The organism is Actinoplanes octamycinicus, from assembly GCF_014205225.1.
In the GTDB taxonomy this organism is placed as follows: Bacteria; Actinomycetota; Actinomycetes; order Mycobacteriales; family Micromonosporaceae; genus Actinoplanes; species Actinoplanes octamycinicus.
Window position 1 is genome coordinate 8822049 of the sequence record NZ_JACHNB010000001.1, and the last position, 20826, is coordinate 8842874.

A 20826-nucleotide genomic window follows, 5' to 3' on the forward strand; every position below is an offset into this window, starting at 1 on the left:
TGATGGACTTGACGAGTGAGCGGGATCCGGCAGAGGGAAGTCACACCGAGGACGGGGTGGTCGAGCACCCGGACTCGGCGGACTTCGGCCATGCCCGGGTGCTCCCGGCGGACCGGACCTGGTTCCAGCGCGCGGTCTTCTACGAGGTGCTGGTCCGGGCGTTCTACGACTCCGGTTCGGACGGTGGCGGCGACCTGCGCGGCCTGATCGAGCGGCTCGACTATCTGCAGTGGCTCGGCGTGGACTGCCTGTGGCTGCCGCCGTTCTACGACTCGCCGCTGCGCGACGGCGGCTACGACATCCGCGACTTCTACAAGGTGCTGCCCGAGTTCGGCACGGTCGAGGACTTCGTGGCGCTGCTCGACGCGGCCCACAAGCGCGGCATCCGGGTGATCACCGACCTGGTCATGAACCACACGTCCGACTCGCACCCGTGGTTCCAGGCGTCCCGGCACGACCCGGACGGGCCGTACGGCGACTTCTACGTCTGGAACGACACCAGCGAGAAGTACCAGGACGCGCGGATCATCTTCGTCGACACCGAGGAGTCGAACTGGACGTTCGACCCGGTGCGGCGGCAGTTCTACTGGCACCGGTTCTTCTCCCACCAGCCGGATCTCAACTACGAGAACCCGAAGGTGCAGGAGGCCATGCTGGACGTGCTCCGGTTCTGGCTGGACCTGGGCATCGACGGGTTCCGGCTGGACGCGGTGCCGTACCTCTTCGAGGAGGAGGGCACCAACTGCGAGAACCTGCCGGCCACCCACGCGTTCCTGAAGCACTGCCGGAAGGTGATCGACGACGAGTTCCCCGGCCGGGTGCTGCTGGCCGAGGCGAACCAGTGGCCGGCCGACGTGGTGGAGTACTTCGGCGACCCGAAGTCCGGCGGCGACGAGTGCCACATGGCGTTCCACTTCCCGCTGATGCCGCGCATCTTCATGGCGGTCCGGCGCGAGTCGCGCTTCCCGATCTCGGAGATCCTGGCCCAGACGCCGGCCATCCCGGAGAACTGTCAGTGGGGCATCTTCCTGCGCAACCACGACGAGCTGACGCTCGAGATGGTCACCGACGAAGAGCGCGACTACATGTACACCGAGTACGCCAAGGATCCGCGGATGAAGGCGAACGTCGGCATCCGCCGCCGGCTCGCCCCGCTGCTGGAGAACGACCGGAACCAGATCGAGCTGTTCACCGCCCTGCTGCTGTCGCTGCCCGGCTCGCCGGTGCTCTACTACGGCGACGAGATCGGGATGGGCGACAACATCTGGCTCGGTGACCGGGACGGCGTGCGGACCCCGATGCAGTGGACACCGGACCGGAACGCCGGCTTCTCCACCGCCACCCCCGGGCGGCTCTACCTGCCGGTCAACCAGGATCCGGTGTACGGCTATCAAGCGGTCAACGTGGAAGCCCAGCGGGACAGTGCGACGTCCCTGCTGAACTGGACCCGGACGATGCTGGCGGTGCGCCGCCGGCACGAGGCGTTCGCCGTCGGGACGTTCCGCGAGCTGGGCGGCTCCAACCCCTCGGTGCTGGCGTACCTGCGGGAGTACGGCGACGACGTGGTGCTCTGCGTGAACAACCTGTCACGCTTCCCGCAGCCGATCGAACTCAACCTGCAGCACTGGAACGGGTACACCCCGGTGGAATTGACCGGCCACGTGAACTTCCCGCGGATCGGTCAGCTGCCGTACCTTCTGACCCTTCCGGGACACGGCTTCTACTGGTTCCAGTTGTGCGGGTCTGAGGAGAAGCAATGACGCTGCCTTATGCCGAGTGGTTACCGAAACAACGCTGGTACGCGGGGCGCAGCCGGGTGCTCGCCTCGATCAAGGAGGCCTCGGCCACGCCGCTGGGCGAGGACCTCGAGCTGGTCCTGATCGACGTCGAGTACACCGACGGCAGCTCCGAGCGCTACCAGGTGATCGTCGCCCGGGGCTCCGAGCTGCTGCCGGAGTACGCCGCGGTGGCCACCATCGGGGTCGACGAGCAGGGGCGGACGGCGTACGACGCCCTCTACTCCACCGAGGCGGCGCGCCACCTGCTCCGCCTCGTCGACCGCTCGGAGCCGGTGGGCGACCTCACCTTCGAGAAGGAACCCGGGGTCGAGCTGCCCCTGGAGTCCTGGCCGCGGGTGTTCGACGCGGAGCAGAGCAACACCAGCGTGATCTTCGAGCAGGACGCGATCCTCAAGGTGTTCCGCCGGGTCACCTGCGGGATCAACCCGGACATCGAGCTGAACCGGGTGCTCGGCCGGGCGGAGAACCCGCACGTGGCGCGGCTGCTCGGCTCGTTCGAGACGGCCGACGACGCGGGACAGTGCTCGCTCGGGATGGTCACCGCGTACGCGGCGAACTCGGCCGAGGGCTGGGCGATGGCGACCGCGTCGGCCCGGGACCTGTTCGCCGACGCGGAGTTCCACGCCGACGAGGCCGGCGGGGACTTCCAGGGCGAGTCGTACCGGCTCGGCGAGGCGGTCGCGTCGGTGCACCTGACCCTCGCGGAGGAGCTGGGCGCCGGCCCGTCGCCGTTCCCGGTCGACGCGGTGCTGGCCCGGTTGCGCACCAACGCCAACGCGGTCCCCGAGCTGCAGCAGTACGTGCCGGCGATCACCGAGCGGTTCGAGTCGCTGACCGGCGAGCAGGTGACCGTCCAGCGGGTGCACGGCGACCTGCACCTCGGGCAGGTGCTGCGGACCCCGGAGGCCTGGCTGCTGATCGACTTCGAGGGCGAGCCGGGCCAGCCGCTGGACGAGCGGCGGCTGCCCGACTCGCCGCTGCGCGACGTCGCCGGGGTGCTGCGCTCCTACGAGTACGCCGCCTACCAGCTGCTGGTGGACCAGGACGACGACGAGCACCTGGCGGCCCGCGCCCGGGAGTGGGTGGACCGCAACCGGGCCGCGTTCTGCGACGGGTACGCGCACGCCGCCGGGACCGACCCGCGGGCCCAGCAGGCGCTGCTGGCCGCGTACGAACTCGACAAGGCGGTCTACGAGGCCGCCTACGAAGCCCGACACCGTCCCGGATGGCTGCGGATCCCCCTGCGGTCCATCGCGCGGCTGGTCGGCTGACCCCTTTTCTCTCCAGAGGAAGCGAAGATGATCGGGCACACCACCTCCAGGCTCGCCGCCGACCAGCGGGCCATGCACGCCGTGATCTCCGGCGACACCCACGACCCGCACGCCGTCCTGGGGGCCCACCCCAGCGGCGGGCACACCGTGATCCGGACCCTGCGCAAGGGCGCTTCCGCGGTGGCCGTCCTGCACGAGGGCGAACGCTACGAGATGACGCAGGTCCACCCGGACGGGATCTTCGCGGCCGAGCTGCCCGGGACGGTGCTCGACTACCGGCTGGACGTGGACGGCACGCCGTGCGACGACCCGTACCGTCATCTGCCCACCCTGGGCGAGCTGGACCTGCACCTGATCGGCGAGGGCCGGCACGAGAAGCTCTGGAAGGTGCTCGGCGCGCAGCCGCGCGGCGCGGGCGTGGCCTTCGCGGTGTGGGCGCCCAGCGCCCGCGGTGTCCAGGTGATCGGCGACTTCGCCGGCTGGGGACCGTACGACGGGTGGCCGATGCGGTCGCTCGGCTCCAGCGGCGTCTGGGAGCTGTACGTGCCGGCCGCGCACGTCGGCACCAAGTACAAGTTCAAGATCCTCGGGCGGGACGGGGTCTGGCGGGAGCACGCCGACCCGCTCGCCCAGCACACCGAGGTGCCGCCGGCCACCGCGTCGGTGGTCTACCAGTCCTCCTACCAGTGGCACGACGAGCAGTGGATGCGCTCGCGGGCCGGCAAGGCCTGGCACCAGGAGCCGGTCAGCTGCTACGAGGTGCACCTGGGCTCGTGGCGGCCGGGGCTGAACTATCTCGAACTGGCGGAGCAACTCGTCGACTACGTCGTCGAGACGGGCTTCACCCACGTCGAGCTGATGCCGGTGATGGAGCACCCGTTCGGCGGCTCCTGGGGTTACCAGGTCACCGGGTACTTCGCGCCGACGTCTCGCTTCGGAAACCCGGACGAGTTCCGGCATCTGGTGGACAAACTGCACCAGGCCGGGATCGGCGTGATCCTGGACTGGGTGCCGGCCCACTTCCCCAAGGACGAGTGGGCGCTGGCCCGATTCGACGGCACCCCGCTCTACGAGCACGGCGACTGGCGGCGCGGCGAGCACCCGGACTGGGGCACCTACGTCTTCGACTTCGGGCGCAAGGAGGTCCGCAACTTCCTGGTCGCCAACGCGCTCTACTGGTGCGAGGAGTTCCACGCCGACGGGCTCCGGGTCGACGCCGTCGCGTCGATGCTCTACCTGGACTACTCCCGCAAGGACGGCGAGTGGACGCCGAACCAGTACGGCGGCCGGGAGAACCTGGACGCGATCAGCTTCCTGCAGGAGATGAACGCGACCGTCTACAAGAACCACCCCGGCGTGGTCACCATCGCCGAGGAGTCCACCGCGTGGCCCGGCGTCACCCGGCCCACCCATCTCGGCGGGCTCGGCTTCGGCTTCAAATGGAACATGGGCTGGATGAACGACACCCTGGCCTACATGGTCAAGGAGCCGATCCACCGGCAGTGGCACCACCACCAGATGACCTTCGCGACCGTCTACGCGTGGAGCGAGAACTACGTCCTGCCGATCAGCCACGACGAGGTGGTGCACGGCAAGGGCTCGCTGACCGGCAAGATGCCCGGCGACCTGTGGCAGAAACTCGCCAACACCCGGGCGCTGCTCGGCTTCATGTGGGCCTTCACCGGCAAGCAGCTGCTCTTCATGGGCGCCGAGATGGGCGACCTGCGGGAGTGGAGCGAGGAACGCGGGCTGGACTGGGCGCTGCTCGACGACCCGCAGTTCGGCGGGATCAAGAGCCTGGTCACCGACCTGAACCGGGTCTACAAGGAGACCCCGGCGATCTGGACGCAGGACACCAACGCGTCCGGCTTCCGCTGGATCACCAGTGACGACTCGCAGCACAACACGTTCTCGTTCGTCCGCTTCGCGCCGAACGGCGACACCCTCGCGTGCATCGTCAACTTCGCCGCGGTCCCGCACGAGAACTACCGGATCGGCCTGCCCAAACCGGGCCGCTGGTTGGAGGTCGTCAACACCGACAGCGAACTCTACGGCGGGTCCGGCGTCGGCAACATGGGCGCTGTCCAGGCCGAGGACCTGCCCTGGCACGGCTTCGACCACTCGGCCGCGCTCCGGGTGCCGCCGCTCGGCGCCCTCTGGCTCAAACTGGAGAGCTGAGCCCTCGCGGGGGACGGGCTGCCGCCCGTCCCCCATCATTGATCGGGTGCGATTGTCCCCGGTCCAGCGCCGCTTGCTGTCCTTCGGCGTACGCGAATGGGCCGCCACGCCCACTCACCCCGGCGCCCACCTCGTCGCCGCCCCGGCGCCGTCTCCCGGAGCCCCGACGCCCCCGGCGCTGTCTCCCGGGTCCGCGCCGGGCCCGGCACTGTCCCTCGGATCCACGGCGGGCCCGGCACCATCCCTCGGACCCGCGGCGGTCCCGCCACTGTCCCTCGACGAGCTCCCGGCCTGGTGCCGGCGGGTCGCCGACGCGCTCGACGCCGACGCCGCCCTGAGCCGGGCAGACCTGGAGCGCGCCCTGCTCGCCACGGAGCTGGCCTTCGCGAGCAGCACCCTCGGCCACGCCGCCCGGTGGCCACACACCACCGGATTCCCGGACCGCGACGCCATCACCGTCCTCCGCGCGATCCAGGAGCAGTTCCGGCACGACACTCCCCCGGCCGTCTACGAACCGGCCTGGACCCCGATGCTCGACGCTGAGGACCGAGCGATCTGGGACCGGCTCGACACCCGGTTCGGGGTGCGCCTCAGCACGAGCCCTCGCCGATGGCCCGGCAGCACCGAGCCGGACCCCTCGGTCACCTTCGACCTGTCCTCGATCATCGCCGCGCCGGCCTGGTCGCAGCAGCCGGGGCCGCCCCCGGCCGCCGTCCCGACCCCTGTCCCGCCCCCAGCCGCCACCACCGCCCGAACCGCCGCCACGGTGCCGGCCGCTGTCCCGCCCCCAGCCGCCGCCACGGCCCCGACCGCGGCCTCGCCCCCGACCGCTCTCCCGGCCCCGACCGCTGTCGCGGCCGCTGTCCCGGTCCCGGCCGCTGCGGCGCTGAGTGCGCGGATCGACGCGCTCAACGCGATGGCCCTGCTCGCCTTCGCCGAGGCGGTCCCGGACGGCGGCCGGCTGGCCGTCCTCGACTGGCAGCACCAGAGCTACTGGTTCCGGCCCGACCTGCAGGTGCGCCGAGGCGACCCGTGGCCGCTGAGCGTCTTCCCGGACGGCGACTACTACATCTTCCTCACCGAGGACCTCACCGCCGGCACCTTCGGCCACCCGTGGGAACAGACCCTCTGCGTTTTCGGCGAGCCGCTGATGACCACCCTGGTCCCGCTCCTGACCGGCTGGCTCCCGATCATCCGGGACCACCGCTGACCCGCCCGAACAACCCGGCCAGCCGTGGGTAGCTGCGTGGCCGGCTCCAGTCCGGCGTCCGCGGGTCGCACCGGATCCAGAAGCCCCGTCTCTCGAGCGCCTCGTCGAACACCTCGTCGTCGCCCGGATAGGCCGCCCGCGCGACGTAGGCGAGCGCCTCCCACCACGGCCACTCCTCGTCGGCCCAGTCGCGCCTCGGCCTGGTCAGGCGGTGCACCGAGGGCAGCGTGGCCAGCGCGTCCGGATCGGCGGCCACCCGCTCGAACGCCTCGCGGCCCTGACCGATCAGCCAACACTGGAAATACCAGAAGCCGTCGGTCGAGCAGCCGTCCAGGAGCACGTCGGCGGCGCCCCACACCGCGGCGTTGTCGATCCGGTCGCGGCACTCCTGCAGGCGCATCTCGAAGTCCTCGATGTGCGTGCGGTCGAGCCTGCTCAGCACGCTGACCAGCCAGTCCTCCCGCCCGGCGAGGGTGTCCCGGGCACGGCCGCTGCGCTCGACCAGCCGCCAGAATCCGTCGATGTCCACGCCGCAGATCCCACCACCGGGGTACGACACTTTCCCGCCCCCGCCGCCCGACCGCGGAAACTCGCGGGAGAATCGCCGGTCAGCCCGGGTCGCGGGCCAGCCACTCCGGGGCGAGGATGCCGAAGAGGAGGTCGTCGGTCCACTCGCCCTTGATGAAGGTCTGCTGCCGCAGCAGGCCCTCCCGGGTGAAGCCGAGCCGCTCCATCAGCGCCGCCGACGGGGCGTTGCGCGCGTCGCACTCGCCCATCACGCGGTGCAGCCCCTGCAGGCGGAACAAGCGGTCCAGCACGGCGCTCACGGCCTCGGTCGCCAGACCCATCTTCTGGTACGCCGGAGCGAGCGTGAACCCGATCTCGGCCTGCCGCAGATTGTCGTGCAGCCGCACCGCCACGTCTCCGATCAGGACGCGGTCGGCGGTGTGCTCGATCGCGTACTGGAACCAGCCCGGCTGGTCGGGTGAGCTGGCCGCGAAGTTGCGCACCGCGGTCTCCGCCTTGTCCAGCGGGAACGGCGCGTCCCACGACTGATAGCGCGCGACCTCCGGATCCGACCGGTACTCCGCCAGCGTCGCCGCGTCCGTCGCCCGGAACCTCCGCAGGATCAACCGCTCCGTCGCCATCAGCATCCGACGAGAATATGTCAGACGCCCGGAGCACAATCCCGGATATGAGCGAGCGGGTGCGCGAGGTCTGTCTGGCCCTGCCGGAGGTCGAGGAGCGGCTCAGTCATGGGGCGCCGGGCTTCTTCGTGCGGGGCCGGAGACAGTTCGTCATGCTGTGGCCGGAGGGTCACCACGACAACCAGTTCCCCCATCTCTGGTGCGCCGCGCCACCGGGCGCGCAGGAGGAGCTGGTCGCCGAGGACCCGGCCCGGTTCTTCCGACCACCCTATGTGGGCCACCGCGGCTGGCTCGGCGTCCGCCTCGACCGGGATCCGGACTGGTCGGAGGTCGCCGAGCTGTGCACCGACGCCTACCGCGTGATCGCGCCGAAGACGCTGGTCGCCCGCCTCGACTCCGGCGACGGGGAGGCGCCCGGCTGATCCGATGACTCCGGTGGGCCGAGCGTCAGGCGGCGCGGGCCGACGGTGCGCTGAGCCGCCCGCCGCTGGGCAGCGCGGGCCGTGCGATGGGCAGCGCGGGCCGTGCGATGGGCAGCGCGAGAGGGGGTGTTGGCCGCCGGCGGACCCGCACGACACGCGCAGCGGTCGTGAGCGGGCCGGGACATCGCGTGCCGGCTGCCACGGGGCTGCCAGTCGTACCGGAAAAGATCCGGAAGGCGCGGGAGGCATCGCGGCAGCGAGGATGGTTGTCGCCCGCCGGGCGGAAAGGCAACGGCGGGCGGTGATCGGTGAGGTTGAGGCGGACCGTCGCGGTCCGGCGCGAGGTGAGGCCGGGGCCGACAGCGCTTCCCGGTACGACGAGCCTCGCGACCCGTCGTGCCGAAAAGGCTCGTCGTGCCGAGAAGACTCGTCGTGCCGAGAAGACTCGTCGTGCCGAGAAGACTCGTCGTGCCGAGAAGACTCGTCGTGCCGAGAAGACTCGTCGTGCCGAGAAGACTCGTCGTGCCGAGAAGACTCGTCGTGCCGAGAAAGGGGCTAGATCTCGATCACGTCGGCGATGATGACCGTGACGTTGTCCGGGGCGCCGTTCTCCAGCGTCCGATTGACCAGCTCGGCGGCACACGTCCGGCGATCCGGGTTGTCGCGCAGGGTCTGGGCGATCACCGCGTCCTCCACGTAATCGGACAGGCCGTCGCTGCAGAGCAGGTAACGGTCGCCGACGCGGGCCGGGATCATCCGGCCGGCCGGGCGGAACGGGCCGCCCTGCACCGCCTGGGTGACCAGCGCCCGCTGCGGGTGCCGGCGGGCGTCGTCCGGGGTCAGCACACCCTGGTCGACCAGCGCCTGGACGTAGGTGTCATCCCGGGTGAGCTGCTGGAACTCGCCGTCGCGGAGCAGGTAGCAGCGGGAGTCGCCGACGTTGAGCGCGGCCAGCCGGTCGCCGGAGAGCAGCAGCGCGGTCACCGTGGTGCCCATGCCGTCGCGGGCGTCGTCGTCGGCGACGGCCTTCTCGATCTGCTTGTTCGCCAGCTGCAGCGCCTCGATCAGATCCTGCAGCGGCTCCCCCGTGTCGGGTTTGTGGTCCACCTCGCCGAGCGTCTGCACCAGAATGTCGCTCGCGAGCTCTCCGGCGGGCAACCCGCCCATGCCATCCGCGACCACGAAGAGGCGATTGCCGACGAAAACCGCGTCCTCGTTGTTGGACCGGACCAGGCCCTGATCAGTGGCGGCGACCGCCCGGACAGCAAGCGTCATGTAGCAAGAGTGCCAAAGGCCAGTTGGGTTGTCTCTAGTACCCCCATACCTACCTTTCGTGGCGCCCGACCGGTCCGACCTTTTCGCAGCTCAGCACGGCTGTCGCGGGCGTACCGCAGGCGGTGGCCGGGCGAGGCGGTTACTGGCCGGATTCGGCCAGCCAGGTGACACCTGGCGGTGGTACCGCTGGTGATCATGACGGCGTATCCCTGCGGGGCGACGCGACAAGCGCCGGTGGCCTCGGTAACAATCGTCGGCGTGACGACAGCGATCCATCAACGCATTGCCTCCGAGTTGGGGGTACGGGAAGGCCAGGTGTCGGCGGCCGTCGAGCTGCTCGACGGCGGCGCGACCGTGCCGTTCATCGCCCGCTACCGCAAGGAGGTGACCGGCACCCTCGACGACGCGCAGCTGCGCACCCTGGAGGAGCGCCTGGGCTACCTGCGGGAGCTGGAGGACCGGCGCACGGCGGTGCTGGAGTCGATCCGCTCCCAGGGCAAGCTGGACGAGGCGCTGGAGCAGCAGATCCTCGAGGCCGACACGAAGGCCCGGCTGGAGGACATCTACCTCCCGTTCAAGCCGAAGCGGCGGACGAAGGCGCAGATCGCCCGGGAGGCCGGCCTGGAGCCGCTGGCCGACGGCCTGCTCAACGATCCGTCCGTCGACCCGAAGGCAGCGGCCGCGGCCTTCGTCGACGCCGAGAAGGGCGTCGCCGACCCGCAGGCCGCGCTGGACGGCGCCCGGGCCATCCTGATCGAGCGGTTCGCCGAGGACGCCGACCTGATCGGTGACCTGCGCGAGCAGATGTGGACCCGGGGCCGGCTGGTCGCCAAGGTGCGGGACGGCAAGCAGACCGACGGGGCGAAGTTCTCCGACTACTTCGACTTCGCCGAGCCGTACTCGAAACTGCCCTCGCACCGGATCCTGGCCATGCTCCGCGGCGAGAAGGAGGAGGTCCTCGACCTCACCATGGAGCCGCACCCGGAGGAGGACGAGGGCTACTTCGAGGGCCGGATCGCCGGGCGCAACGGGATCGCCGACCACGGCCGGCCGGGCGACAAGTGGCTGATCGACACGGTGCGCTGGGCGTGGCGGACCCGGATCCTCATCCACCTCGGGGCCGATCTGCGGGTCCGGCTGCGCGAGGCGGCCGAGGACGAGGCCGTCCGGGTCTTCGCGGCGAACCTGCGGGACCTGCTGCTGGCCGCCCCGGCCGGCACCCGCGCCACGATGGGCCTGGACCCGGGTTTCCGGACCGGCGTCAAGGTGGCCGTGGTCGACGCGACCGGCAAGGTGGTCGCCACCGACACGATCTACCCGCACGTGCCGCAGAACAAGTGGGACGAGTCGATCCACCGGCTCGCCGCGCTGGCCAGCAAGCACAACGTCGAGCTGATCGCGATCGGCAACGGCACCGCGTCCCGGGAGACCGACAAGCTCGCCACCGAGCTGATCAAGAAGCACCCGGAGGCGAAGCTGACCAAGGTGGTGGTCTCCGAGGCGGGCGCGTCGGTCTACTCCGCCTCGGCGTACGCCTCGCAGGAGCTGCCCGGCCTGGACGTCTCGCTGCGCGGCGCGGTCTCCATCGCCCGCCGCCTGCAGGACCCGCTCGCCGAGCTCGTCAAGATCGACCCGAAGTCGATCGGCGTCGGCCAGTACCAGCACGACCTGTCCGAGGTGAAGCTGGCCCGTTCGCTGGACGCGGTGGTCGAGGACTGCGTGAACGGCGTCGGCGTGGACGTCAACACCGCCTCGGCGCCGCTGCTCACCCGGGTCTCCGGGATCACCGCCGGGCTGGCCGAGAACATCGTGCTGCACCGCGACCAGAACGGCCCGTTCAAGAACCGCAACGAGATCAAGAAGGTGGCCCGGCTCGGCCCGAAGGCGTTCGAGCAGTGCGCCGGCTTCCTGCGGATCCGCGACGGTGAGGACCCGCTGGACTTCTCCAGCGTGCACCCGGAGTCGTACCCGGTGGTCCGGACCATCGCGGCCGACGCGGGCGCCGACGTCAAGACGCTGATCGGCAACAGCCCGATCCTGAAGGCGATCCGGCCGGAGAAGTTCGTGACCGACACGGTCGGCCTGCCGACCATCACCGACATCCTCAAGGAGCTGGAGAAACCCGGCCGCGACCCGCGCCCGGCGTTCACCACCGCGACCTTCGCCGAGGGCGTCGAGAAGATCTCCGACCTGAAGCCGGGCATGGTGCTGGAGGGGCAGGTCACCAACGTGGCCGCGTTCGGCGCGTTCGTCGACATCGGCGTGCACCAGGACGGGCTGGTGCACGTGTCGGCGCTGTCCGAGAAGTTCGTCCAGGACCCGCGCGAGGTGGTCAAGTCCGGCGACGTGGTCAAGGTCCGCGTCCTGGAGGTCGACCCGGTCCGCAAGCGGATCTCGCTGACCATGCGGCTCTCCGACGAGCCGAACAAGGGCCGGCAGCCGCGCGAGGACCGCGGCGGTCAGGGTGGCCCGCGTGGTGGCCAGGGTGGTCAGGGCGGCCAGCGTGGTGGCCAGGGCGGCCAGCGTGGCGGCCAGGGTGGTCAGCGGGGCGGTCAGAGCGGTCAGCGGGGCGGTCAGCCGCGGCAGGGCGGCGGCCAGCGCGGCGGCGGCGGCAACAGCTTCGGCAACAGCGCGATGGCCGACGCGCTGCGCCGCGCCGGGCTGACCAAGGACTGACGGGTCAGAGCGATTTCCGGTACGGGGTGCGGCGCATCCCGTACCGGAAAGGGCTCGCCGCGGGCGTCAGGCCCAGATCCGGACGTCGCTGTAGGAGACCTGGAACGGGCCGGTCTTCGGCGCCGTCCGCTCGTTGAAGACACCGAGGAACATCCGGCCGGCGCCGTACCCCGCCTCGGTCAGCCTGGCCGAGCCGAGGTCGGTGCCGTCCCGGCTCACGGTGACCGTGTCGGCGGTGACACCCAGCCGGAACCGGTACGCCGTGCCCCGGTCGAGCGGCTCCTTCAGGACGAAGGTCCGGATCGTGCTGACGTCGCCTTTCCCGTCCCGGTTGTGCACCCCGATGTAGACGTTCCGCTCGCAGATCCGGGCCTGATAGCCGTGGCTGTCGTCGAACCGGAACCAGATCGCGGCGCAGCTGTCCGGCGTGTCCAGCCGCAGCGTGGTCTCGATGGTCAGGTTGGCCGGCAGCTCGTCGGCCGGGCCACGGCACTTGTAGAGGCCGTTGGTCTCCCGGCGGGCCACCAGCATCGCGTCGGCGAAGTCGCACCGCCCCTCACCGGGCTGGTCGCTGGCCGACCAGAAGCCCGGGCCGGTCAGCGCGTCGGAGATCCGCGGCTCGCCGAGCACCGGATCGGCGACCGTCCCCCCGGGGTCCCCGGACGGCTGCCCGGACCGGTCGGCGCGGTCGCGGACCATCACCGCGACGATCGCCGCGCCGGCCACCAGCACCGCGGTCAGCAGGACCAGCACCAGCGGCAGCAGCCACCGGCGGCGCGGCGCGGGCGGCGGGTCGCCGGTGATCACGGTGTCCGCCGGCGGGGACGAGATCGGGACCGTGACGATCGAGTTCTCGTCGTAGCCGACCAGGCCGGGCGGGATGTTCAGGGTGGGGGCCGTGGTGGTGGCGCCGGCCATCGCCTTGGCCGGGATCGCGAACCCGGTCACCGCCTGCGCCTCGGCCGCGGCGGCGCGCAGGTCCGGCTGGTCGGCCAGGGCGGCCGCGGTGGCCGCCGGCCGATCCCCGGAGATCAGCAGGTCGAGCAGCTCGCGGGCGCTGGGCCGGTTGGCCGGGTCCTTCTCCAGGGCGTGCGCGACCAGGCCGCGCAGCGGGCGGGCCAGCTCGTGCAGGCGGGGCGGCTGGGTCAGGATGCGGGCCGCGGTGGCGGCCGGCGAGTCGGCGTAGAACGGGGTCTTGCCGGTGCCGGCGTAGGTCACCACGCTGCCCCAGGCGAACACGTCGGCGGCCGGGGTGATCGGGGTGCCGGCGTCGGTGTCGAACCGCTCCGGCGCCATGTAGGCCACCGTGCCGACCATCTGGTCCGGCCGGGTGTTGCCGCTGGTCGCGGTCATCGCCCGGGCGATCCCGAAGTCGATCACCTTGGGGCTGCCCGGGGCGAGCAGCACGTTGCGCGGCTTGAGGTCGCGGTGGATCACGCCGGCGCCGTGGATCGCGGTCAGCGCGGTGGCCACGCCGATCGCCACACTGTGCAGGTTCGCCGAGGTCAGCGGGCCGCGCTGCTCGACCACCTCGGCCAGGGTGGGCCCGTCGACGAACTCCACCACCAGGTAGGGCTGGTCGTGCTCGGGGTCGGCGTCGAGCACCTCGGCGGTGCAGAACGGCGGCACCTGCCGGGCCCGCTCCACCTCGCTGCGGAACCGGCGGCGGAACTCGTCGTCGTCGGCCAGATCGAGCCGGACCACTTTGACGGCGACCAGCGCCGTGCCGTTTCTCGGCCGGGCCAGATAGACCGTGCCCATGCCGCCCTCGCCGAGCCGCCCGAGCAACTCGTAGTCGCCGAGCATGCGCGGATCGTGCGGACGCAACTGTTGCGTCCGATCGCCCGGCACCGTGCTGTCGACCATGTTTCTCGCGCCCCCCAGTGTTCGCTCGCACTGTATCGGGCGTGTCGGCGACCGGAGTAGACCCGGTGGCCCGGTTGCCGCCGAACCGACACACCGGGGGTCAACCCTGAGGACGGGTCTCCGGGACCGATCCGGGCATCGCCGGATGGAAAGTGTCGTACCCGGGTAGCACTCTTGAAGCATCACTTCCCCACCCGGGGAGGCCAACCAAGGAAAGAGAGCGATCCGCCATGAACGCCGTGCACGACACGATGGCCCGCCAGGGTCTGGTCCGCCCGCGTGACGGCCGCATGCTCGGTGGCGTCTGTGCCGGCCTGGGCCGCCGCTTCGGGATCGACCCGTGGATCGCCCGCCTGCTGTTCGTCCTGATCCTCTTCCTGATCCCAGGCAGCCAGATCCTGATCTACCCGGTGCTCTGGATCGTGATGCCGTCCGAGCAGACCTCCTACGAGCCGACCGTCCCGCCGGCCACCTGGTGATCGCATGACCATCGTCGGCACGCTCATCGTCGAGGGACCGCCCCGGTCCCTGCTGGCCTTCGCCCGGGCCGTCCCGATCCTGGTGGACGGGGTGGCCAAGGGCGAGGTCAAGGCCGGCAAGCGGCTCACCCTGGCGCTCGCCCCCGGGTCGCACTCGGTGCAGGCCCAGCGGCACGGGACGCCGCTGCCGGTCCGGCTCGGCCCCGGCCTGGTCACCCGGGTGCGGGTGGAGCGGGACGGCGCGGGCAAGGCGCACCTGGTCGAGGTTGACCACGCGTGACCGCACGGCCACGATGGGCAGTGGTGCTCACGACGGCGTGCGGAGGCGACGATGGCCAAGATCCTGCTCCTGACCGGTGACGCGGCCGAGGACCTGGAGGTGATGTATCCCTACCAGCGGCTGCTGGAGGAGGGCTACCAGGTCGACATCGCCGCCCCGACCGCCAAGAAGCTGCAGTTCGTGGTGCACGACTTCGTGGACGGCTTCGACACCTACACCGAGAAGCCGGGCCACACCTGGCCGGCCGATCTGAGCTTCGCCGAGGTGGACCCGTCGGGCTACGCCGCGCTGGTGCTGCCCGGCGGACGCGCCCCCGAGTACATCCGCAACGACCTGGACTGCCTGCGGATCGTCCGGCACTTCTTCGAGGCGGACAAGCCGGTCGCCGCGCTCTGCCACGGCCCGCTGGTGCTGGCCGCGGCCGGGGTGCTGGACGGGCGTACCAGCAGTGCGTACCCGGCCTGCGCGCCGGACGTCCGGGCCGGCGGCGGCACCTGGATCGACAGCGCCGCCCACGTCGACGGCGTGGTGGTCACCGGCCGTGCCTGGCCGGACCACCCGTCCTGGATGCGGGAGTTCCTGACCGTCCTGCGCGCCAAGGCGCCGGTCAGCTGACCGGGACCGGCCGGGCCGGCCCGGCGGTGGCCGGTCGCGCGGGTGCCGCCGCGCAACCGGCCGCCGCCAGGATCACCGGTAAGGTCCGCGGACGGCGCCGGGCCGGCGTCAGTGTGCCGACGTGGCCGGGTCGATCAGCCGCAGCGCCAGCGCCGGGCAGACGTTGACCGCCTTGCGGGCCCCGTCCTCCAGCCACGGCGGCAGCGGCGTCTGCGGGAAGGCCGGGAAGCCGTTGTGGTCCAGCCGGATGATCTCCGGGGCGACCGCCGAGCAGAGCCCGTGCCCGTCGCACCGCGACCAGTCCAGCGCCAGCTTCCGGGCACCCTTCTCGGCGGTGTACGGCAGCGGCAGGATGCCCCGCACCTGCTTCCCGCAGCCCTCCCCGTTGGCGTGCGCCTCGACGTCCTTGGCGAACACCTCCAGCGCGGAGAGCGCGAACCGCGACGTGCCGTCCGGGTGGCTGCACGCGCCCCGCCCCTTGACCAGACCGGCCGCCTGCCGCACCTGCTCCAGCGCGGAGCCGCCGAGCGACACCAGGGTGACCGCCCGGGCCAGGTCGGGCAGGCCCAGGCGGCACGGGCCGCACTGACCCGCCGACTCGCCGGCCAGGTACTGCACGACCTGGGCGACCTCGCCGAGCGCGCAGGTCTTCGAGCCGATCGGGATCAGCATGCCGGCGCCGAGCGTGCCGCCGACCTTGGCGAATCCCTTGCGCGAGATGGTCACCGTCTCGGCCTGCTCGGCGCTGATCCACTTGCCGTGGTAGCCGCCGACCAGCAGGCCCGGGCCGATGTCCGCGCCGCACATGGCGAGCACGTCCATCAGCGGGGTGCCGCTGGGCGCCTCGACGACGGCCGGGTTGGTGGCCGAGCCGCCGACGGTGAGCATCACCGTGCCCGGCTCCTCCGGGATGCCGACCGAGTTGTACTCCCACGGCCCGAGCCGGGCCGCGATCGCCAGCTGCGAGTACGTCTCGGCGTTGGAGAGCAGGGTGGGCAGCCCCATCACGCCGTTGTCGCTGGACCGGACCTTGCGGCCGGGCGGGATGTGCGCCTCGCCGTTGATCCCGCGGACCAGCGCGCCACCCTCGCCGGAGATGAACCGGTGCGGGACCGTGACGATCCGGGTCGGGCAGGGCATCTTGCGCTCGGCCAGCGCGGCGGTCAGCGAGTTCTGCCCGATGCCGTCGTCGGCGATGCCGATGACGATCTCCTCGGCGTCCAGGGCGGCGGCCGCCAGCGCGGCGCCGTCCAGGATCAGGTGCGGGCCACGGGTCAGGATCGCCTTGTCCTTCCAGGACGGGGGCTCACCCTCGGTGGCGTTCACCACGATCACCGGGGGCAGATCCTGACGCTTGCAGGAGTCGATCACGGCGCGCACCTTGCGGGCGAACGGGAAGCCGGCGCCACCACGTCCGCGCAGCTCGATGCGGTCGGCGAGACCGATCAGCTCACCCGACGAGAGGGCCGCGAACCCGCCGTGCACCTCCTGGTGCGCCTGCAGGTCGAGACGGCCGTACTCGTCGTAGCCCGCGGTGATCCGCGGGATGCCGATCGAGGTGACCGGGGGAACCTGTGCGGTGCTCAATTCACGTCACCGCGCAGCTGCGAGAAGTACGCCTCGTCGTCGTCACGGCCGCCGCGGGTGCGGCGGGCCGGGACGCCACCGCCGCGGACCACGTCGGCGGACGGGCGGCGGGACCGGCGGGACGTGGTGTCGACCAGGGTGTCGTCGTCGGCGAACCGGTCGTCGGCCAGGTCGACGAACTCGCTGCGGCTGTGCCGGCCGTCGTCGGCGCGGCGGCGGCCGCCACGGGACTCGTCCTCCTCCTCGTAGCGCGGGGCGCGCTGGCGGGGCACCTCCTCGTACCGGTCGTCGTCGGCGCGACGCCGGCCGCCGCGCGGGCGCTCCTCGTAGTAGTAGTCGTCGTCGGCGTAGCGGGGCAGCCGGGTGCCGGTGTCGGTCATCTCGTCCCGGCGCAGACGGGTGCCGGTGTCGTCCATGCGGAGCCGGGTGCCGGTGTCGTCCATCCGGAGTCGGGTCCCGGTGTCCTCCATCCGCAGGCGGGTGCCGGTGTCGTCCATCCGCAGGCGGGTGCCGGTGTCCTCGGCCGAGCGGCGGCCGCGGGGCTCGTCGTCCTCGTAACGGCGGCTGCGCGGGCGGGGGCCGTCGTCGTAGTAGTCGTCGTCGCGGCGGCGCGGGCGCGGGGCCGGCTCGTCGTACCGCTCCTCCTCGAAGTCACGGCGCGACATCGCCCGGGTCGGCTCGTCGTACCGCTCGTCGTCGACCGCGCGGCGCTGGCGCGGGGCCGGCTCCAGCTCGCGGCGGTCGGCGATCGGCGCCGGGCTGATCGGGGCCACGGCCGGGCTGACCGGGGCGACCGGGGGCGCCATCGGCGGGGCCGAGGGGGCGGCCGGCACCCAGCTGTTCACGCTCGGGGCGGCCTGGACCAGGTCGCCGGTCGGCTCGCGGTCCCGGGGGCCACTGCCCCAGCGGTTGCGCGGCGCGCTGGAGGTGGGCACCACGCCGCCGCCGGACGTCGGCCGGGCGGCGCCGACCCCGGCCGCGGACGAGAAGTCCTTGCGCCGGTTGAGGCTGACCGAGAGGCGGACGGCGAGCCCGATCAGCACCAGCAGGACGCAGATGACATAGCTGACGATCACCCAGGTCGCCGCGGCACGGCCGGCGCCGAGACCGTGCATCAGGGCGATCGGCCACATCAGGTAGGAGATCGAGTGGATCGCCCGCCACATCCACGGCTTGCCCCGGCCGATGAACTTGGCCCGGATCAGGCCGCTCCAGGTGACCAGCACCATGACGTACCCGGAGATCTGCCCCAGCCCGATCCAGAGCGTGTTGGTCGGGGTGAGGAACGGGACGAAGATGTCGATCACGCGGATGTGCGACTCGACGGTCTTGGTCCACAGGTGGAAGACCAGCGAGGAGATCGCCATCACGCCGGTGGTCCGGTGGGCGGACTGGAGGAGGACACGCTGCCTGATGGAGAGGACCAGGCGGTCGGTGGAGACCAGGCCGACCATGATGGTGATCGAGAGTGACACAAGGGTGAGGACACCCATGTAGTACTCCGCGTACGTGAAGAAGTAGACATATCCCACGCGGCCGGGCTTGGTCATCATCGCGACCGACCAGACCGCCGCCAGGACACACACCACCAGCAGGATGACCGCGCCCATGGGCACGGAGCGAGTACCGGTGGAGCCGATGTCGACCGCGACCCTACTCGCGGTGCCTTCTTTGTTCTTCGACCGGGCCATTGACTCCTCGTTTTCCGCAACGGTCACGTCCCGTGGGCGGTGGGACGCCGGCGTTCGTGGGGAACGCCCCGTGCTCAAGTTGTTCCGGACCCGTCCGTGGCGGTGCTTTCCCCTGCGAAGCCCCGGCCGTGTCCTCCCCGGATTACGTGCCGGGCGGGGCTTCGGATGAACGCGTGCGAAATTTCTGGGCGACTCTTTTCCGTGATCAGCCGGCTACGTCCCGCACATGGCCGCTGAGCTGCTTTAACGACCGTTTTACGGATCCGCTAAGGAGAATTTAAGGTGCGCCATGGAGTGACTCGGACCACCGGATGAACCAAACGGCCCCGCGCGGCGAACTTACTGATAACGCCAGACGTCAACGAAGGGGGATCGACGTGCGGCATTCCACCGCGCTGCTCTGGGCCGTCCTGGCCGGGTCCGCTCTGGGCGCGGCCGGCACCACGGCGCCGGCCGCCGCTGACGTGCCGGGCTTCGGCGTACGCCTGACCGCGCCCGCCACGTTCAAGTCCGGTGGCAACACCAAGACCCTCACCGCGGTGGTCACCTCCGACCAGCGCGCCTGCCGCAAGGTGCGGTTCTCGCTGGTCGTGCGCGCCGGATCGGTCCCGCTCGACCGGATCCGGGTGACCCGGTTCGAGGACTCCGGCGAGTTCCCCACCCAGCTCCGGGTGGACGGCGACACCGCCACCCTGGTCGACGAGCGGCTCGACCCGGGCACGCTGTGCCGCAACCGGACGGTCACCGGGCGCTGGCAGGTCGGGTTCAGCGGGCGGGACGGCGGCGAGGTGCGCTTCGAGGTGCAGGCCTTCGACGAGCGGGACACGCTGCTCTCGGCCGGCGGGGCGGGCACCGAGGTGACCGGGCAGGTGGCCACCTCCTCGCCGACCCCGTCGAAGACCAGCGCGTCGCCGGAGCCGACCGAGACCGGGGAGGAGACCGAGGCGCCGGCCGACAGCGAACCGACCGGTGACCCCACGCCGACCAGGACGGCGGGCGCGCTCGCGCCGGCCTCCGAGGACAGCAACCTGCTCGGGCCGGGGCTGATCGTCGGTGGGGTGTTCTTCTTCCTCGGGCTGTTGCTGCTGCTGCGGTTGCGGGCGCGGACCCGGGCGGCGCGGCAGCGGGCGGAGACTCTGCCGACCGGGTTCTACACCATGCCGTAATCAGTCCGGTTATTCCGGCTTGTACCGCGCGCTTCCACCCCTTCAATGGACATTTCGGTCTACGGTGCCACTACCGTGATCCACAGCGTCACCGTCCATCGGGGAGGACTCCGTGACCCGTACCGTCAAGATCGCGGGCGCCGTCGGCGCCCTCGCCCTGGCCTCCATCGCCGTGCCCGCCGGCGTGTCCTACGCCGGCACACCGTTCGCCGCGCCCGTCGCGCGCTCAGCCACCGGGGCGAACATTGGAGCGGACACCGGCTCGGCCGCTCGATCCGCCGGATTCGCCGGATCGGTCACCGGGCCGGCTTCGCGGTCGGCCGCCGGCTCAGCTCCCGGCGCGACCAGCGGCCTCGCCTCCGGACCGGGCGCCGAGTCAGCGTCCGGCGCCACCAGCGGCCTCGCCACCGGGCCGGGCGCCGAGTCAGCCTCCGGCGCAGCCAGCGGCCTCGCCACCGGACCGGGCGCCGGTTCAGCGAACGGCCCGGCTACCGGGCTGGCCGCGGGCTCAGCAAACGGCCTCGCCACCGGACTGGCCGCGGGCTCAGCCACCGGATCGGCCACCGGTTCCACAACCGGGTCGGCCGGCGGCTCGGCGACGACCCAGGAGGAGAGTTTCCTGGGCGGCGAGCCGCTGGTCCCGGACGCCGTCGAGCCGCCCGCCGGCAACGTCGTGCACGCCGTGCTCAAGGCCCGCGGCGTACAGATCTACGAGTGCAAACGCAGCATGTGGCAGCCGCTCGAACCGGCCGCCTCCCTGACCGGCGTGACCATGAGCCCGGTCAAGAAGGTGACCGCGGTCCACTTCCGCGGCCCCGCCTGGGTGTCCGACCAGGACGGCTCGATGGTCCAGGGCGCCGCCCCGGTCACCGCCCAGCCCGCGGAGCCCGGCAGCCTCCCGCCGATGCTGCTCAAGGCCACCGGCAACCGCGGCGGCGGCATCTTCGGCCCGGTCACCTACATCCAGCGCCTCGACGCTCACGGCGGCGCCGCCCCGTCCACCTCCTGCGGCGGCGACCAGCCGGTAGCCGTCCCCTACCGCGCCGTCTACCGCTTCTTCACCACAAAATAGGATCTGCCCGCTCCCAGCAGCCGCCGAACACCACCCCACCCTTGACGATCACAATCTTCATATACGCAGGTCCGCCGTGGTACGGACCGCA

Annotated in this window: 17 protein-coding genes; 11 read left to right on the forward strand and 6 right to left on the reverse strand. The window is 71.6% G+C overall.

Annotation, left to right across the window (positions count from 1 at the left end; translation table 11 throughout):
* Window positions 1–2 precede the first annotated feature (2 nt).
* Genes treS through BJY16_RS39970 form a run of 4 tightly spaced genes read left to right on the forward strand, consistent with a single transcriptional unit; the run spans window position 3 to window position 6458 of the window.
* Window positions 3–1760: a maltose alpha-D-glucosyltransferase gene (gene treS / locus BJY16_RS39955; RefSeq protein WP_185044718.1), complete on the forward strand. Its 1758-nt coding sequence runs from the start codon at window positions 3–5 to the stop codon at window positions 1758–1760.
* Window positions 1757–3070, forward strand: a complete 1314-nt coding sequence (locus BJY16_RS39960; protein WP_185044719.1) for a maltokinase N-terminal cap-like domain-containing protein — start codon at window positions 1757–1759, stop codon at window positions 3068–3070. The genes treS and BJY16_RS39960 overlap by 4 nt, the downstream gene beginning before the upstream one ends.
* 27 nt (window positions 3071–3097) lie before the next feature.
* On the forward strand, window positions 3098–5248 hold the full coding sequence (gene glgB, locus BJY16_RS39965; protein ID WP_239178051.1) for a 1,4-alpha-glucan branching protein GlgB: 2151 nt from the start codon (window positions 3098–3100) through the stop codon (window positions 5246–5248).
* A gap of 46 nt (window positions 5249–5294) precedes the next feature.
* Entirely contained in the window at window positions 5295–6458 is a 1164-nt protein-coding gene (locus BJY16_RS39970; RefSeq protein WP_185044720.1) for a DUF2716 domain-containing protein, read from the forward strand.
* Here the strand turns inward: BJY16_RS39970 and BJY16_RS39975 are convergent.
* Window positions 6439–6987 carry a DUF4240 domain-containing protein gene (locus tag BJY16_RS39975; RefSeq protein WP_185044721.1) on the reverse strand — a complete coding sequence of 183 codons (549 nt, stop codon included), beginning with the start codon at window positions 6985–6987 and terminating at the stop codon, window positions 6439–6441. The two genes, BJY16_RS39970 and BJY16_RS39975, sit on opposite strands and share 20 nt — an antisense overlap.
* 79 nt (window positions 6988–7066) lie before the next feature.
* The gene (locus tag BJY16_RS39980; protein WP_185044722.1) at window positions 7067–7612 is read right to left on the reverse strand and encodes a GNAT family N-acetyltransferase; all 546 of its coding nucleotides are present in this window, start codon (window positions 7610–7612) and stop codon (window positions 7067–7069) included.
* A gap of 41 nt (window positions 7613–7653) precedes the next feature.
* On the opposite strand from BJY16_RS39980, the gene BJY16_RS39985 reads away from it, so the two are divergent.
* Complete coding sequence (locus BJY16_RS39985) at window positions 7654–8028, forward strand: MmcQ/YjbR family DNA-binding protein (protein ID WP_203759411.1); 375 nt, start codon at window positions 7654–7656, stop codon at window positions 8026–8028.
* A gap of 555 nt (window positions 8029–8583) precedes the next feature.
* On the opposite strand, the gene BJY16_RS39990 is transcribed toward BJY16_RS39985, so the two are convergent.
* Window positions 8584–9303 carry a PP2C family protein-serine/threonine phosphatase gene (locus BJY16_RS39990; protein WP_185044724.1) on the reverse strand — a complete coding sequence of 240 codons (720 nt, stop codon included), beginning with the start codon at window positions 9301–9303 and terminating at the stop codon, window positions 8584–8586.
* Window positions 9304–9561: 258 nt separating this feature from the next.
* Here BJY16_RS39990 and BJY16_RS39995 point away from each other — a divergent pair, with 258 nt between their 5' ends.
* Window positions 9562–11979 carry a Tex family protein gene (locus BJY16_RS39995; protein WP_185044725.1) on the forward strand — a complete coding sequence of 806 codons (2418 nt, stop codon included), beginning with the start codon at window positions 9562–9564 and terminating at the stop codon, window positions 11977–11979.
* A 66-nt stretch (window positions 11980–12045) separates the two neighbouring features.
* Here the strand turns inward: BJY16_RS39995 and BJY16_RS40000 are convergent, their stop codons facing one another.
* The gene (locus BJY16_RS40000; RefSeq protein WP_239178052.1) at window positions 12046–13785 is read right to left on the reverse strand and encodes a serine/threonine protein kinase; all 1740 of its coding nucleotides are present in this window, start codon (window positions 13783–13785) and stop codon (window positions 12046–12048) included.
* A gap of 290 nt (window positions 13786–14075) precedes the next feature.
* Here BJY16_RS40000 and BJY16_RS40005 point away from each other — a divergent pair, with 290 nt between their 5' ends.
* Genes BJY16_RS40005 through BJY16_RS40015 form a run of 3 tightly spaced genes read left to right on the forward strand, consistent with a single transcriptional unit; the run spans window position 14076 to window position 15219 of the window.
* Window positions 14076–14324 (forward strand): PspC domain-containing protein, encoded by a 249-nt coding sequence (locus BJY16_RS40005; protein ID WP_185044727.1) that lies wholly within the window; start codon window positions 14076–14078, stop codon window positions 14322–14324.
* Window positions 14325–14328: 4 nt separating this feature from the next.
* Window positions 14329–14604: a hypothetical protein gene (locus BJY16_RS40010; RefSeq protein WP_185044728.1), complete on the forward strand. Its 276-nt coding sequence runs from the start codon at window positions 14329–14331 to the stop codon at window positions 14602–14604.
* A gap of 51 nt (window positions 14605–14655) precedes the next feature.
* The gene (locus BJY16_RS40015; RefSeq protein WP_185044729.1) at window positions 14656–15219 is read left to right on the forward strand and encodes a DJ-1/PfpI family protein; all 564 of its coding nucleotides are present in this window, start codon (window positions 14656–14658) and stop codon (window positions 15217–15219) included.
* A 108-nt stretch (window positions 15220–15327) separates the two neighbouring features.
* On the opposite strand, the gene BJY16_RS40020 is transcribed toward BJY16_RS40015, so the two are convergent.
* The gene (locus BJY16_RS40020; RefSeq protein ID WP_185044730.1) at window positions 15328–16806 is read right to left on the reverse strand and encodes an NADH-quinone oxidoreductase subunit NuoF family protein; all 1479 of its coding nucleotides are present in this window, start codon (window positions 16804–16806) and stop codon (window positions 15328–15330) included.
* Window positions 16803–18416: a translation initiation factor III gene (locus BJY16_RS40025; protein ID WP_239178053.1), complete on the reverse strand. Its 1614-nt coding sequence runs from the start codon at window positions 18414–18416 to the stop codon at window positions 16803–16805. Before BJY16_RS40025 ends, BJY16_RS40020 begins: the two co-directional genes overlap by 4 nt.
* Before the next feature lie 458 nt (window positions 18417–18874).
* On the opposite strand from BJY16_RS40025, the gene BJY16_RS40030 reads away from it, so the two are divergent.
* Complete coding sequence (locus tag BJY16_RS40030) at window positions 18875–19663, forward strand: hypothetical protein (RefSeq protein ID WP_185044732.1); 789 nt, start codon at window positions 18875–18877, stop codon at window positions 19661–19663.
* Between the two features lie 112 nt (window positions 19664–19775).
* A complete protein-coding gene (locus BJY16_RS48810) occupies window positions 19776–20735 on the forward strand; it encodes a DUF3455 domain-containing protein (RefSeq protein WP_185044733.1) in 960 nt (319 codons plus the stop codon).
* Window positions 20736–20826: the final 91 nt, after the last annotated feature.

Bases quoted from the DNA above. Each gene is read 5' to 3' on its own strand.
- BJY16_RS40000 (WP_239178052.1), bottom strand. From the start codon at position 13,785: ATGCTCGGCGACTACGAGTTGCTCGGGCGGCTCGGCGAGGGCGGCATG.
- BJY16_RS39985 (WP_203759411.1), top strand. From the start codon at position 7,654: ATGAGCGAGCGGGTGCGCGAGGTCTGTCTGGCCCTGCCGGAGGTCGAG.
- BJY16_RS40005 (WP_185044727.1), top strand. From the start codon at position 14,076: ATGAACGCCGTGCACGACACGATGGCCCGCCAGGGTCTGGTCCGCCCG.
- BJY16_RS40015 (WP_185044729.1), top strand. From the start codon at position 14,656: ATGGCCAAGATCCTGCTCCTGACCGGTGACGCGGCCGAGGACCTGGAG.
- BJY16_RS39980 (WP_185044722.1), bottom strand. From the start codon at position 7,612: ATGCTGATGGCGACGGAGCGGTTGATCCTGCGGAGGTTCCGGGCGACG.
- BJY16_RS39990 (WP_185044724.1), bottom strand. From the start codon at position 9,303: ATGACGCTTGCTGTCCGGGCGGTCGCCGCCACTGATCAGGGCCTGGTC.
- BJY16_RS40025 (WP_239178053.1), bottom strand. From the start codon at position 18,416: ATGGGCGCGGTCATCCTGCTGGTGGTGTGTGTCCTGGCGGCGGTCTGG.
- glgB (WP_239178051.1), top strand. From the start codon at position 3,098: ATGATCGGGCACACCACCTCCAGGCTCGCCGCCGACCAGCGGGCCATG.
- BJY16_RS40010 (WP_185044728.1), top strand. From the start codon at position 14,329: ATGACCATCGTCGGCACGCTCATCGTCGAGGGACCGCCCCGGTCCCTG.
- BJY16_RS39960 (WP_185044719.1), top strand. From the start codon at position 1,757: ATGACGCTGCCTTATGCCGAGTGGTTACCGAAACAACGCTGGTACGCG.
- treS (WP_185044718.1), top strand. From the start codon at position 3: ATGGACTTGACGAGTGAGCGGGATCCGGCAGAGGGAAGTCACACCGAG.